14 protein-coding genes are annotated in these 13,118 nt (G+C 61.8%); 8 read left to right on the top strand and 6 right to left on the bottom strand.

What is annotated here, in order from left to right; translation table 11 throughout:
• Window positions 1–386 (top strand): hypothetical protein (locus BLS08_RS26460; RefSeq protein ID WP_208600923.1); only part of this gene is annotated, 386 nt, incomplete at its 5' end.
• On the opposite strand, the gene tyrS is transcribed toward BLS08_RS26460, so the two are convergent.
• Entirely contained in the window at window positions 373–1,572 is a 1,200-nt protein-coding gene (gene tyrS / locus BLS08_RS23640) for a tyrosine--tRNA ligase (RefSeq protein ID WP_017675633.1), read from the bottom strand. The genes BLS08_RS26460 and tyrS overlap by 14 nt on opposite strands.
• Before the next feature lie 181 nt (window positions 1,573–1,753).
• On the opposite strand from tyrS, the gene BLS08_RS23645 reads away from it, so the two are divergent.
• Window positions 1,754–3,181 (top strand): peptidoglycan DD-metalloendopeptidase family protein, encoded by a 1,428-nt coding sequence (locus tag BLS08_RS23645; protein WP_017675634.1) that lies wholly within the window; start codon window positions 1,754–1,756, stop codon window positions 3,179–3,181.
• Between the two features lie 3 nt (window positions 3,182–3,184).
• Window positions 3,185–4,276: an anhydro-N-acetylmuramic acid kinase gene (locus tag BLS08_RS23650; protein WP_017675635.1), complete on the top strand. Its 1,092-nt coding sequence runs from the start codon at window positions 3,185–3,187 to the stop codon at window positions 4,274–4,276.
• Window positions 4,277–4,326: 50 nt separating this feature from the next.
• On the opposite strand, the gene erpA is transcribed toward BLS08_RS23650, so the two are convergent.
• The 4 genes from erpA to argC all read right to left on the bottom strand — a co-directional run bounded on the left by erpA (window position 4,327) and on the right by argC (window position 6,924).
• Window positions 4,327–4,677 (bottom strand): iron-sulfur cluster insertion protein ErpA, encoded by a 351-nt coding sequence (gene erpA, locus BLS08_RS23655; protein WP_003463426.1) that lies wholly within the window; start codon window positions 4,675–4,677, stop codon window positions 4,327–4,329.
• A gap of 72 nt (window positions 4,678–4,749) precedes the next feature.
• Window positions 4,750–5,160, bottom strand: a complete 411-nt coding sequence (locus tag BLS08_RS23660) for a bactofilin family protein (RefSeq protein ID WP_017675636.1) — start codon at window positions 5,158–5,160, stop codon at window positions 4,750–4,752.
• Window positions 5,150–5,893 (bottom strand): DUF6776 family protein, encoded by a 744-nt coding sequence (locus tag BLS08_RS23665; protein WP_017675637.1) that lies wholly within the window; start codon window positions 5,891–5,893, stop codon window positions 5,150–5,152. Before BLS08_RS23665 ends, BLS08_RS23660 begins: the two co-directional genes overlap by 11 nt.
• Window positions 5,890–6,924: an N-acetyl-gamma-glutamyl-phosphate reductase gene (argC, locus tag BLS08_RS23670; protein WP_017675638.1), complete on the bottom strand. Its 1,035-nt coding sequence runs from the start codon at window positions 6,922–6,924 to the stop codon at window positions 5,890–5,892. Before argC ends, BLS08_RS23665 begins: the two co-directional genes overlap by 4 nt.
• A 134-nt stretch (window positions 6,925–7,058) precedes the next feature.
• On the opposite strand from argC, the gene hemJ reads away from it, so the two are divergent.
• The 5 genes from hemJ (at window position 7,059) to BLS08_RS23695 (ending at window position 11,604) form a co-directional block, all read left to right on the top strand.
• A complete protein-coding gene (gene hemJ, locus BLS08_RS23675; protein WP_017675639.1) occupies window positions 7,059–7,487 on the top strand; it encodes a protoporphyrinogen oxidase HemJ in 429 nt (142 codons plus the stop codon).
• Between the two features lie 10 nt (window positions 7,488–7,497).
• The gene (locus tag BLS08_RS23680) at window positions 7,498–8,460 is read left to right on the top strand and encodes an NAD(P)H-dependent flavin oxidoreductase (protein ID WP_017675640.1); all 963 of its coding nucleotides are present in this window, start codon (window positions 7,498–7,500) and stop codon (window positions 8,458–8,460) included.
• The gene (locus tag BLS08_RS23685; protein WP_017675641.1) at window positions 8,457–9,719 is read left to right on the top strand and encodes an alanine racemase; all 1,263 of its coding nucleotides are present in this window, start codon (window positions 8,457–8,459) and stop codon (window positions 9,717–9,719) included. The genes BLS08_RS23680 and BLS08_RS23685 overlap by 4 nt, the downstream gene beginning before the upstream one ends.
• A gap of 124 nt (window positions 9,720–9,843) precedes the next feature.
• Window positions 9,844–10,806: a DUF805 domain-containing protein gene (locus tag BLS08_RS23690; RefSeq protein WP_017675642.1), complete on the top strand. Its 963-nt coding sequence runs from the start codon at window positions 9,844–9,846 to the stop codon at window positions 10,804–10,806.
• A 9-nt stretch (window positions 10,807–10,815) separates the two neighbouring features.
• The gene (locus BLS08_RS23695) at window positions 10,816–11,604 is read left to right on the top strand and encodes an SDR family NAD(P)-dependent oxidoreductase (RefSeq protein WP_017675643.1); all 789 of its coding nucleotides are present in this window, start codon (window positions 10,816–10,818) and stop codon (window positions 11,602–11,604) included.
• 8 nt (window positions 11,605–11,612) lie between these two features.
• Here BLS08_RS23695 and BLS08_RS23700 read toward each other — a convergent pair whose 3' ends face one another.
• Window positions 11,613–13,094 (bottom strand): AAA family ATPase, encoded by a 1,482-nt coding sequence (locus tag BLS08_RS23700; protein ID WP_026088457.1) that lies wholly within the window; start codon window positions 13,092–13,094, stop codon window positions 11,613–11,615.
• Window positions 13,095–13,118 lie beyond the last annotated feature (24 nt).

Below are 13,118 nucleotides of genomic sequence, written 5' to 3' on the forward strand. Positions count from 1 at the left end.
CGCATTCTACAGCAGCCTCTCTATCTGTCAAGCTGTTTTTCGATTTTGTTTCCGGAGAAACTTCTTTCTACTCAACCACTTGCGCCTTCGATCAGAACTTCTTCTCTCCAGCGGGAGGCGCATTCTACAGCGTTCAAAACCGCTGTCAACCACCTCTTTCAAACCGCTTTCGATCCATTCGACCGAACCACCAACAGGATCAAACCACCACCCTATCGACCGGCACGCATTCTACACGCCAGATCCAGCTTTGCAAGCCCTTCATTCAACTTAACTTATTGATTAACAAGAAGTTTTTGAAGCGCTTCATCGCTGAAGTGGCGCGCATTCTACCGCCAGCAGAATGCGCGTCAAGCTTATTTTGCAGTTTTGTTACTCGGCCTTGAGCGTGATGCGCGCAAAGGCCTTCTTGCCGGCCTGACAGACATGGGTCGAACCCACCTTGAACAGGAAAGTGCGGTCAACCACCTCACCATCGACGCGCACGCCACCCGAACCCAGCAGATCGCGAGCCACGGCAGCATTCTTAACCAGGCCTGCTTTATTAAGGACGGACGAGATCGGCATATCTTCAACCGAGGCCAACTCAACCTCAGGCAGATCTTCCGGCAGCTCGCCATCCTTCATGCGATTGCCAGCGGAGCGGTGCGCAGTGGCCGCAGCCTCTTCACCGTGAAAGCGCGCCACGAGCTCTTCGGCCAGCTTGATCTTGATGTCACGTGGATTGGCGCCCTGCTCAACATCACGTTTGAACCGCTCGATCTCTTCCATGGAGCGGAAGCTGAGCAGTTCGAAGTAACGCCACATCAGCGCATCAGGCATGGACACGAGCTTGTTGTACATCACGCCCGGCGCCTCCTGGATGCCGACGTAATTGCCCAGCGACTTGGACATCTTCTTCACGCCATCAAGACCTTCCAGCAACGGCATGGTGACGATGCACTGCGATTCCTGGCCATAGGCGCGCTGCAACTCGCGCCCCATCAGCAGGTTGAATTTCTGGTCGGTACCGCCCAGCTCGACATCGGCCTTCAGTGCTACGGAATCGTAGCCTTGCACCAGCGGGTAGAGAAACTCATGAATGGCGATCGGCTGGTTGCCGGTGTAGCGCTTGTCGAAATCATCGCGCTCGAGCATGCGCGCCACGGTGTACTGCGAAGCCAGACGAATGAAGTCAGCGGGCTTGAGCTGATCCATCCAGGTGGAGTTGAACGCCACCTCGGTCCTGACCGGATCGAGAGTCTTGAACACCTGCTGTTTATAGGTCTCAGCATTATCCAGAACCTGCTGACGGGTCAGCGGCGGACGAGTAGCGCTCTTGCCGCTGGGGTCACCGATCATTCCGGTAAAGTCCCCGATCAGAAAGATCACCTGGTGACCGAGCTCCTGAAACTGACGCAGCTTATTAATGAGCACGGTGTGACCGAGATGCAGATCAGGCGCGGTAGGGTCGAAACCCGCCTTGATCCGCAGCGGCTGACCACGCTTGAGCTTTTCGACCAGCTCAGCCTCAACCAGAACCTCTTCTGCACCGCGCTTGATCAGCGCCAGCTGCTCTTCGACCGACTTCATGACAGAACCCGCAACCACTGGAAATTGAAAGGGAACCAACCATACAAGATCGCGGACTAATTACAAGTTTTGCCCAGGGTAAGCGCCCTGAGCGTCCGTTCGGCATGTCAAGGGTTGCCCCAAGCCGATTTTGGTTATATTTTATACAGTTAATGCATATTCCAAGAAAACGCCTCACGCCATGACGCAAAATATTCCTAAAGCCCCGCCCTACCCTAAAAGCCACATCCTGGCTGCTAGCGGTGTAGCTGCGCTGCTGAGCCTGGCTCTGCTGGTGTTTCCTTCGCGTGAAGTCGAAGCGCAGAAAACCTTTCTCGACCTGGATCTCGGTAACGATACCGAGCAGGTGCTGCAGGAAAAGGACGACCTCCGAGCGGGACTGCCAGTGCCTGGCGCCGCTTCGCCCTTCGCAAAGATCGAGCAGAGCGCGAACACCGCAGACAACAGCGCAGAAGACGCTGACGAAGATCTCCTAGAAACAGCCGACACAACTCCTCCTTCCGACCCCAACCACCACAACATCACGGTCAGTAATGGCGATACGCTTTCTACCGTGTTCGCCAAGGTCGGTCTGAACGCCAATGATCTGCATGAAGCGCTCAATAGCAGCAAGGACGCCAAGCAGTTCAGCCGTCTCAAAGTTGGCCAGGTGCTGGACTTCGAACTGAACGAAGACGGCAAGTTGAAGAGTCTGCAGAGCAAGCTCAGCGATCTGGAAACCATTCGCCTCAGCCGTACCGACAAAGGCTTCGATTTCCAGCGCGATCAGGTCAAGCCTGAGGTGGTCACCGCATACAGCCGCGGCGTGATCAACAGCTCGCTGTTCCTTTCCGCCAAGCGTGCGGGCCTGTCTCATAGCCTGACCATGGACCTGGCCAACGTGTTTGGCTACGACATCGACTTCGCCATGGATATTCGCGAAGGCGACGAGTTCGAGGTCATCTATGAAGAGAAGGTGGTGAACGGCAAGCGTGTCGGCACCGGCAACATTCTCTCGGCACGCTTCACCAACCGCGGCAAGACCTATACCGCCGTGCGCTACACCAGCAAGCAAGGCACCACCAGCTACTACAATGCCGATGGCGAAAGCATGCGCAAGGCATTCATCCGCACGCCGGTGGACTTCGCTCGTATCAGCTCGCGCTTCTCCACTGGTCGCAAGCACCCGATCCTGAACAAGATCCGCGCACACAAGGGTGTCGACTATGCTGCGCCACGTGGCACGCCGATCAAGGCGGCCGGTGACGGTCGCGTGACGCTGGCAGGTCGTAACGGTGGCTACGGCAATACCGTGATCATCCAGCACGGCCAGCGCTATCGCACCCTTTACGCACACATGCAGGGTTTTGCCAAAGGTGTACGCAACGGTGCGAACGTCAAGCAAGGCCAGATCATCGGTTATATCGGTACTACCGGACTCTCCACCGGCCCGCACCTGCACTATGAGTTTCAGGTCAACGGCGTACACGTCGACCCGCTCAGCCAGAAGCTGCCGATGGCCGACCCGATTGCAGCGAGCGAGAAGCAACGCTTCATGCAACTGAGCAAGCCGCTGATGGCACGCATGGACCAGGAAAAGGCCACCATGCTAGCCGCCAACCAGCAGTAAGCCGTGCCCCTCTATATTGGCGTGATGTCCGGCACCAGCCTGGATGGGCTGGACATCGCGCTGATCGATCAGGATCAGCGCCCTCACCTGCTCGCCACCCTCTATCGCCCCATGCCAGAACAGCTGCATAGCGACCTGCTGGCGCTGTGCACCTCGGGCGATGATGAACTGGCGCGCGCGGCCATTGCAGAACAGCGCTGGGTCGAACTGGCCGCTGCCGCTATCAACGAACTCCTGCAGCAACAGAACCTGACCGCGCAGCAGATTCGCGCCATCGGTAGTCATGGCCAGACAGTGCGCCATGAACCGGCGCGCGGCTTCACCATCCAGATTGGCAACCCGGCATTGCTGGCCGAGCTTACGGGCATTTGCGTGGTCGCAGACTTTCGCCGCCGCGATGTGGCCGCCGGTGGTCAAGGGGCCCCCCTGGTCCCGGCTTTCCACCATGATCTGTTCGGCAATAGCCAGCGGCAGGTTGCCGTGCTCAATGTCGGCGGTTTCAGTAACCTCAGCCTGCTTTCACCCGGCCAGGAGGTTCTGGGATTCGACAGCGGCCCTGGCAACGTTCTGCTCGACGCCTGGATTCAGCATTGCCAGGGCCTCGCCTATGACCGTGATGGTGCCTGGGGAGCCAGCGGTACCGTACACCCGGAGCTATTGAAACGGCTGCTGGGCGATCCCTTCTTCGCCACCCGAGGACCGAAGAGTACCGGTCGCGAGCTGTTCAATCTCGACTGGTTGCTTGGCCATCTGCAAGCATTGCCACAGTTGGCCGGCGAAGACGTTCAGGCGACCCTGGTAGAACTCACCGCGCGCAGTGTCGTCAGCGCCTTGCGCAACGCGCAAGCCCACACGGACGTTCTGCTGGTGTGTGGCGGCGGCGCTCACAACGCTTGCCTGATGAAGCGCCTGAGCGAGATGCTGGCAGGAACCGAGGTCAGCAGCACCGCGACTGAGGGCGTAGACCCGGACTGGGTCGAAGCCATGGCCTTCGCCTGGCTGGCACATTGCGCACTTGAAGGCATTGCTGGCAATCGACCGAGCGTGACTGGCGCCAAAGGCCTGCGCGTGCTCGGCGCCATCTACCCGGCCTGAAAACGACAACGCCGCGCATCGAGCGCGGCGTCTGTCATCAGGCAAAGCATTCAGATCGAGAAGGACGACCCGCAACCACAGGTAGTGGTGGCATTGGGGTTCTTGATCACGAAACGCGAACCTTCCAGCCCTTCCTGATAGTCGACCTCCGAACCTGCCAGATACTGGAAGCTCATGGCATCGACCACCAGACTCACGCCTTCACGCTCGACAATGGTGTCGTCCTCGGCCACGTCCTCATCGAAGGTAAAGCCGTACTGAAAGCCCGAGCAGCCGCCGCCCGTGACGAACACGCGCAGCTTCAAGCGCGGATTGCCCTCTTCATCGACCAGGTTCTTCACCTTGCTGGCCGCGCCTTGGGTAAAGTGCAAGGGGGCAGGGGTGAAGGTTTCGACGCTCATGCTGGACTCCCGGCGCCATGCGCCATACTGCTTTGGGCATGCATTATCCGCTTGCCCGACGAAATTGGTCAACTATTGCTCGATTTCCAGCGTAGCGGGAAGCTCGAGTGGCCGCTCACCATCCTTGAGGTGGCAAAGGCGCCCCTCGATCTGCGCCCCCATGGCCATCTCCATCAGGCCGTAGTGCAGGTTACCGCGAACCCGGGAGCGTGAACCCAGCTCAAGATGGCCGCTGGCGAACACATCACCACTCACCTCTCCATCGATCACTATATGGGGTGCACGTATCTCACCTTCAACCAGACCGCCTGCACTCACGCGCACCAGCCCTTCGGTAGCCAACAGATTACCGGTGACCCGACCATCCACTTGCACCGCGCCCTGAAAGCGCATGTCGCCTACCAGCTCGGCGCCAGCGGCAATCAGACTGGTCTTACCGCTGAAGCGCTGCAAGTCGGGTTTGGTCTTGTCTTTACTCCACATGGGTGGCTATCGCTCCTGATTTTATCCATTCGAATGTACGGCTCAGCGGCTTGTCGCCCTCGACCTCCGCCTGAACCTTGACCTGACGCGGCTCAAAGCCCTCAGGTAGTTGTAGCTCGCCGAAACGACCCGCTTCGGGGAAGGACTGGAAGTGTTTGAAAGAGAAGGCAATGCTGCTCTCGCTGACCTCGTCGGACAGCGCCGCCAGCTCCAAAGTGGCCGGCTTACCGTCCTGCAGTCCTTCGACCGTGATACGCAAACGCCCCTGCAATGCCTCATCACTGGCACCGACTCGGCTCATCAGCAATTTGTAGCGAAATCGCTGCGGCGCGTCCGTGGCTTGCAGCTCAAAGGCGCGAATGCGAATGCCTTCACGACGACTGGCAGGTGCCAACACGCCTTTATAGAAGGCCAGATCCTGCTGCTGCTTGAAGATCTGCTCCTCCAGCAGTTTGATGGTGCGGCGATTCTGCTCCATGGCCTGCTGAGTGACCTTGTCGCTACTGCCGACCACAGCCAGGCGCTGGCGCAACAGCTCCAGTTCCTGCTCCTGTTCGGCAACACGGGTCAGCAGTGCATGCGTATCCTCGGGCGTCTGCTGAGGCTGCACCTGTGGCCAGTACCATCCCAGGGCAAAGGCCGCCGGTACGGCGAGCACCAGCAGCAGTTGCAGCCAACGGCGTCTGCGCTCACGACGCGGATCGCTGAGGCGGACCTCCCAGCCCGGTATCACGGCAGCAGGGCCGCGTGCGACAGGCCAAGACGCTCGTCGAGACCGAAGAGGATGTTCATGTTCTGCACCGCCTGGCCGGAGGCCCCCTTGACCAGGTTGTCGATCACCGAGAGCACCACCACCAGTTCGCCGCCCTGAGGACGGTGCACGGCGATGCGGCAAACGTTGCCTCCGCGCACACTGCGGGTTTCCGGATGGCTACCCGCGGGCATCACATCGACGAAAGGCTCGCCGGCGTAACGCTTCTCGAACAGTGCCTGCAGATCGACCGAGGTATCGGCCACGCGCGCATACAGGGTCGCGTGAATGCCACGAATCATCGGCGTCAGGTGTGGCACGAAGGTAAGGCCGACATCGCTACCTGCTGCCTGGCGCAGCCCCTGGCGAATTTCCGGCAGGTGGCGGTGGCCCTTGACCGAGTAGGCTTTCATGCTCTCGCCGGCCTCACAGAACAGTGAACCAACGCTGGCGCCACGACCGGCACCGCTGACACCGCTCTTGCAATCGGCGATCAGGCTGCTGGCATCCGCCAGCCCGGCTTCGAGCAGCGGGATCAGCCCCAGCTGAGTAGCGGTCGGGTAGCAGCCGGGTACGGCGATCAGGCGCGCAGTCTTGATTGCCTCACGATTGACCTCGGGCAGACCATACACCGCCTCGCTCAGCAGCTCGGGGGCGCCGTGCGGCTGGCCGTACCACTTGGCCCACTCCTCGGCGTCCTGCAGACGGAAGTCCGCGGAGAGGTCGATCACTCGCGTGCCCGCAGCGAGCAACTCACCAGCCAGCGCATGGGCCACGCCGTGCGGGGTGGCGAAGAACACCACATCACAGGCGCCCAGGGTGGCGACATCCGGCACGCTGAACGCGAGTTCGGGGTAGTGGCCGCGCAGATTGGGGTACATCTCGTCGACGCGCAGGCCGGCCTCGGAACGGGAAGTGATCACGGTCACCTCTGCCTGCGGGTGTTGCGCCAGCAGACGCAGCAATTCGACACCTGTGTAGCCCGTGCCGCCGACGATACCGACCTTGATCATCACATGCCCCTTTGCAAAAGCCATTGGAAAGTTGCCGATGATAAAGCCGCATCGGCCAAGCTCCAACCGCGGAGGTGACGCAGACCGTCAGCTGCCTCTACTATCGAGGCCATTTTTCAGCGCGGGAAGCGAAAATGCTCTATCTCTGGCTCAAGGCTCTGCACATCATCGCCATGGTCTGCTGGTTCGCCGGCCTGTTCTATCTGCCGCGTCTGTTCGTCTATCACGCCATGAGCAGCGACGCCGCCAGCCACGAACGCTTCTGCATCATGGAGCGCAAGCTGTATCGCGGCATCATGATCCCCTCGATGATCGCCACGCTGGGCCTGGGCATCTGGTTACTCAGTCTCAATTCGGCGTACTACTTCACACAAGGCTGGATGCACGCCAAGCTCACGCTGGTAGTGGCGCTGGTGATCTATCACCACCTCTGCGGTGCTCAGCTCAAGCGCTTTGCCCGCGGCGAGAACAGCCGCAGTCACGTGTTCTATCGTTGGTTCAATGAAGCGCCGGTGCTGGCCCTGCTGGGCATCGTCATTCTGGTCGTCGTTCGCCCCTTCTGAGGAATTCGCCATGTCTCTGCCTGCCCTGCTCGATCAACGCCTGCGCCTGCCTCTGGTCGCTGCGCCGATGTTTCTGGTGTCCAACCCGGCGCTGGTCAGTGCGTGCTGCAATAGCGGCATCGTCGGCAGCTTTCCGGCGCTGAACCAGCGCGAGAGCGCCGGTTTCGCCGCCTGGCTCGATGAGATCGAAGCCAGCCTGGCGAGCAACGCCGCGCCTTATGCCGTCAATTTGATCGTGCATAACAGCAACCCGCGCCTGCAGGCGGATCTGGCCATCTGCGTCGAACGCCGCGTGCCCATCGTCATCACCAGCCTGGGCGCGGTGAAGGAAGTGGTCGATGCGGTGCACAGCTACGGCGGCCTGGTGTTCCATGACGTGACCACCCGCCGCCATGCCGAAAAAGCTGCCGAGGCTGGCGTGGATGGCTTGATCGCCGTGGCAGCCGGCGCTGGCGGCCACGCCGGTACCTGGAGTCCCTTCGCCCTGCTGGCCGAGATTCGTCAGTTCTTCGACAAGACCGTGTTGCTGTCCGGCTGCCTCAACCACGGCCACGAAATTCTCGCCGCGCAATTGCTCGGTGCCGACCTGGCCTATATGGGCACACGCTTCATCGCCACGACCGAGAACAACGCGTCGGCCGATTACAAGGCGATGATTCTCGAAGCGCGGGCCGCCGACATCATTCACACACCCGCCGTGTCCGGTGTACCGGCCAGCTTCATGCGCCAGAGCCTGGAACAGGCCGGCTACGACCTGAAACAGCTGCAGAACAAGGGCGATATCAACTACGGCGAGAAGCTCAAGCCGATGGATGAAGAAGCCAAGGCCTGGAAAACCGTCTGGTCGGCCGGCCAGGGCGTCGGCGGCATCGACGATCTGCCATCGGTGCAGGAGCTGGTGTCGCGACTCGACCACGAATATCGCGCCGCACTGACACGTAGCCAAGCGCTGGGGCAACGCTGGCCGCGATGAAGCGTCGCCACCTGCTGGGCCTGGGCGCGCTCGGTCTGCTCGGCGGCTGGGCATTGCGCCCAACTGATCGAGGTCGCGAGCATGACGCCTACTTCGCCGAGCTCAACCAGCAGCTGCAGCGCGATGACGAGGGTATCCCCACCCTGCTGCTCGACCTCGACCGGCTCGACGCCAACGCCGACCTGCTGGCCGCAAGACTGGGCGGTCGCCTCCAGCTGCGCCTGGTGGCCAAATCGCTGGCTAGCACCGGCCTATTGGAATACCTGGCCAAGCGCCTGCAGACCCAGCGCTTCATGGTCTTTCATCAGCCGCAACTGAACCACCTGGCCAGGAGCTTTCCCCAGGCCGACCTGCTGCTTGGCAAACCCATGCCGGTTGCCGCTGTGCTGAATTTCTATCGCCAGCTTGCGCACCACCAGGATTTCGATCCCGACCGCCAGGTGACCTGGCTGATCGACAGCCAGCAGCGCCTGATGCAATACGGTGAATTGGCCAAGGCGCTGGGGCGACCGCTGCGCATTGCGCTGGAAATCGACGTCGGCCTGGAGCGCGGCGGTTTCGCCACCCCGCAGGCGCTGGCTCAGGCGCTGCTGCAACTCCGCCAGCAGCCGGCACTGCGTCTGCAGGGGCTGATGGGATATGACGCGCATGTCGCACACAGCCCACCCTGGCAGAATCAGTTACGAGCATTCAGCGAGACCGATGAGCGCTATCGACTATTCATCAGCAGCGCTCAGGGGGTCAGCGATCTTTGGCCAGCAAAGCCGCTGCTCAACGGTGCCGGCAGCCTGACCTACCTGCTGCACAGCCAGCAGGAGACTTCGCTCAATGAAGTCGCCGTCGGTTCCGCCCTGCTCAAGCCCGCGGAGTTCGACACGCCACTGCTCAAGGAGCATCAGCCGGCCCTGTGGATCGCCAGCCCCGTGCTCAAGACGGTCGACGGCGCCCTGCCCTACCTGCAACCGCTGCAGCCTCTGATCAGCGCCTGGAACCCCAACCGAGAGAACGCCTACTACCTCTACGGCGGTCGCTGGCCGGCACAGCCCGTCTCACCGGCCGGGCTCGACTACGACGAACTCTACGGCCGTAGCGCCAACCAGGAGCGCCTGGTGGGTGGTAGAGGCACACGACTGACGAGCAACGATTGGGTATTTCTGCGCCCCGCGATCAGCGAAGGTGTGCTGGGCGATTTCAGCGAAATACGTCTACTACGCCGCGGCCAGCTGGTCGGCCGCTGGAGCACAATAGGCGACAGCTGAAAAATAGCCATGAGCGGCGCTTCAGGCCGCTTGTATATTGGCCTCGCGGCACTCTAGGCTTATGCCTCGCTTGCTGCTCAACGGGCACTTCGCTCCCCCACTTCCCGCCGACAAGGAAGCTCGCATGAATCAACCGCGTTACAAGATCGTGTTCGACGGCCAACTGATGCCCGAGGCATCGTTGGAAATGGTCAAGACAAACCTGGCCCGCCTGTTCAAGAGCGACCTTGCCCGTATCGACAGTCTGTTCAGCGGAACGCCGGTGGCGCTCAAGCGTGATCTGGGCGAAGGCGAGGCGGAGCAGTACCTCAATGCTCTGCAGAAGGCGGGGGCCAAGGTGCGCAAGGAGCTGGATCAGGCCGCCAGTCTGAGTCTGGTGCCAACCGAAGCCGAAACAGAGCAGGCCGTGGACGCGGCCACACCGCATATGACCTGCCCTAAATGCGGTCATCAGCAGGCCAAGGCGAGCGAGTGCTCCGCCTGCGGCATCATCATCGAGAAATACCTCGCCCGCCAGGCACAGCTGGCCGAAGCCGCTCCGGCCCAAGCACCTGTCGCAGCGGCTGCATCGCCCTATGCACCGCCACAGGCAAATGTCGCCGAGCAATTGCCGCAGTACTCCGAGCTCAAGGTCCTCGGCGTCAGCGGCCGGATCGGCCGCGTCCGTTACCTGGGCTGGCTGATGGCGATGACGCTGTGTTTCATCCCGATCATGTTGATCGGTACCGGCATTGCCGCGATGTCCTCGACCCTGGCCATGTTGGCGCTGGGCATCGTCAGTATTGCCGCGGTGGTGATCGGCATCTTCATCGGCGTACAGCGTCTGCATGACATCGGTTGGTCCGGCTGGCTGCTGCTGGTGCACCTGATCCCGGTGGTCGGCAGCGTGTTCGCCCTGCTGATGCTGATCATCCCGGGCACTCAAGGCGTCAACCGCTACGGCCCACCACCGCCCCCCAACAGCACTGCAGTCAAGGTACTGGCCTGGTTGTTCCTGCTGGTGCCGGTGACCGGTATCGTCGCCGCCATCGCCATTCCCCAGTATCAGGGCTATGTCGAGCGTGCCGCCGAATATCAGGAGCAGTAATTCCCGACCATGCGCAGCTATGCATTGATCACCGGAGCGTCCAGCGGCATTGGCCTGGCCTTGGCCGAAGCCCTGGCACGCCGGGGGCGCAACCTGATCCTGGTGGCGCGCCGGCGTGATGCCCTGGAAAGCATCGCCTGCGAGTTGGCCCAGCGCTTCGGCGTCGAAGTGCTGTTTCGTCTCTGCGACCTGAGCGAGCCGCTGCAATTGTCCGGCCTGCTGCTGGAGCTGGAAGAAGGCCAGTGGCATGTCGATCTGCTAGTGAACAACGCCGGCCTCGGCTGCGCCGGTCCGTTCCTGGAGCAGGACTGGAGTCGCGAGCTGGAGCAGTTGGAAGTCAACGTGCTGGCGCTGACCCGCCTGTGTCACGCACTTGGTCAGCGCATGGCCGAGCACGGCAGCGGGCAGATTCTCAACGTCGCCTCGGTCGCGGCCTTCCAGCCCGGCCCCTGGATGAGCAGCTACTACGCCAGCAAGGCCTATGTGCTGAACTTTTCCGAGGGGTTGCGCGAAGAGCTGAGAAGCCGCGGCGTGCGTGTGTCAGTACTTTGCCCCGGTCCGACCCACAGCGCCTTTTTCCGTGCAGCGCAGATGGACGTCACGCGGATTGCCGGCAGCAAGCTGATGATGAGCGCCGAGGAAGTGGCGCTGATCACCGTGCGTGCACTGGAAAAGAACCGCGCCATCATCATTCCCGGCTGGCGCAACCGCCTGCTGGCCCTGAGTCCACGCCTCGCGCCGCGCTGGCTGGTACGCAAACTCAGTGGTCGCCTGACCCGCCCCTTCATCGGCGCCTGACCGGGTACTCAGCCGGCATTGACCGTGCGCCCATCGGCCCACTCTCGCAACGCCATCAAGCGCTCGGCCATCACCACGGACAGCGGCGCGGTGCTCTGCAGTGCGCGCAGCAGCAACCCCTGATCGACCGCCTGCTGCTGCGCTTGACCAGCGTACAGCGCGCTGACCACTGCCTGCTCGATCTCGGCGCCCGAGTAGCCCTCGCTGGCAGCAGCCAGCTGCGCGAGATCGAAGCCGCCTGGTTCCAGTTCACGACGTTGCAGGTGGATACGGAAGATGTCGGCCCGCACCTCGGCACTGGGCAGATCGACGAAGAACAGCTCGTCGAAGCGCCCCTTGCGTACCAGTTCCGGCGGCAGACGGTCGATGGCATTGGCCGTGGCCACCACGAACACCGGTGCCTTGCGCTCGGCCATCCAGGTCAGCAGGGTGCCGAGCACGCGCTGGCTCACGCCGCCGTCGTGGTCGCCACTGGCCAACCCCTTCTCCACCTCGTCCATCCACAGCACACAGGGCGCCATCTGTTCGGCCAGACGTAGCGCCTCACGCAGATTACGCTCGGTCTCGCCGAAGAACTTGTTGTACAGGCAGGCGAAGTCCAGACGCAGCAGCGGCAAGCCCCAGAGTCCGGCAACCGCCTTGGCCGCCAGGCTCTTGCCACCGCCCTGTACGCCGACCAGCATCACGCCTTTCGGTGCGTCCAGGAGCTTGCCTTCGAGAAAGCCGGCCTGACGTTCGGCCAGCCAGCGCTTGAGGTTGACCAACCCACCGACTTCGGCGAAGCGTGCAGTGTCGTATTCGAAGCTGAGCACACCCTCCAGATCCAGCAGCTGGAATTTGGTCTTGTTCAGCTCGGGGATGTCTTCCTGGGTGATCGCGCCGTCATCGCAGATCACGTTGCGCGCCAGCGCGCGTGCCTCGGCATGGCTGAGGCCGCGCAGGTTCTTCACCACCTGCTGCAAGGTGCGATTGTCGGTACGCACGCGTGCGCCGCGATTGCCTTCGCTCCAACGCGTCGCCTCGTCACGCACGATGCTCAGTAGCTCGTCTTCCGACGGCAGCGCGAGACTGAAACGAGCCGCGAAACGCTGTACTTCGGCAGGCAGCTTGAGCGCATGCGACACCAGCACCAGCGTCGGCTTGTGCGCGGCCTGGCTCATGGCGATTTCCTTGAGCAGGCGCACCAGCCTGGGGTTGTCATCGAGGAAGGGATGCAGGTCGCACATCACGTAGAGGTTCGGCTGCAGATCGGCCTTGATCATACGCAGCGCCGCTTCGGGCTCGAGGGTCGGCGACTCGTCCACCGCTGCGCCGCCGAAACCCAGACGCTGCAGGCCCTCGGTCACCGACCAGGTGTGCAGGCCGAGACCGCGCTTGATCGCCAAACCTGTCAGGGTTTCCAGCACGCGCAGCTCGTCCCAGGACTCGATCACCACCAGCTTGACCTTGGAATCCAGCACCAGTCCAAGATCATGAATATCGTTCTTCAACACCGACTCCTTGGGAGATTTGGC

Source organism: Ectopseudomonas chengduensis, from assembly GCF_900102635.1.
GTDB classification, from domain to species: Bacteria; Pseudomonadota; Gammaproteobacteria; order Pseudomonadales; family Pseudomonadaceae; genus Aquipseudomonas; species Aquipseudomonas chengduensis.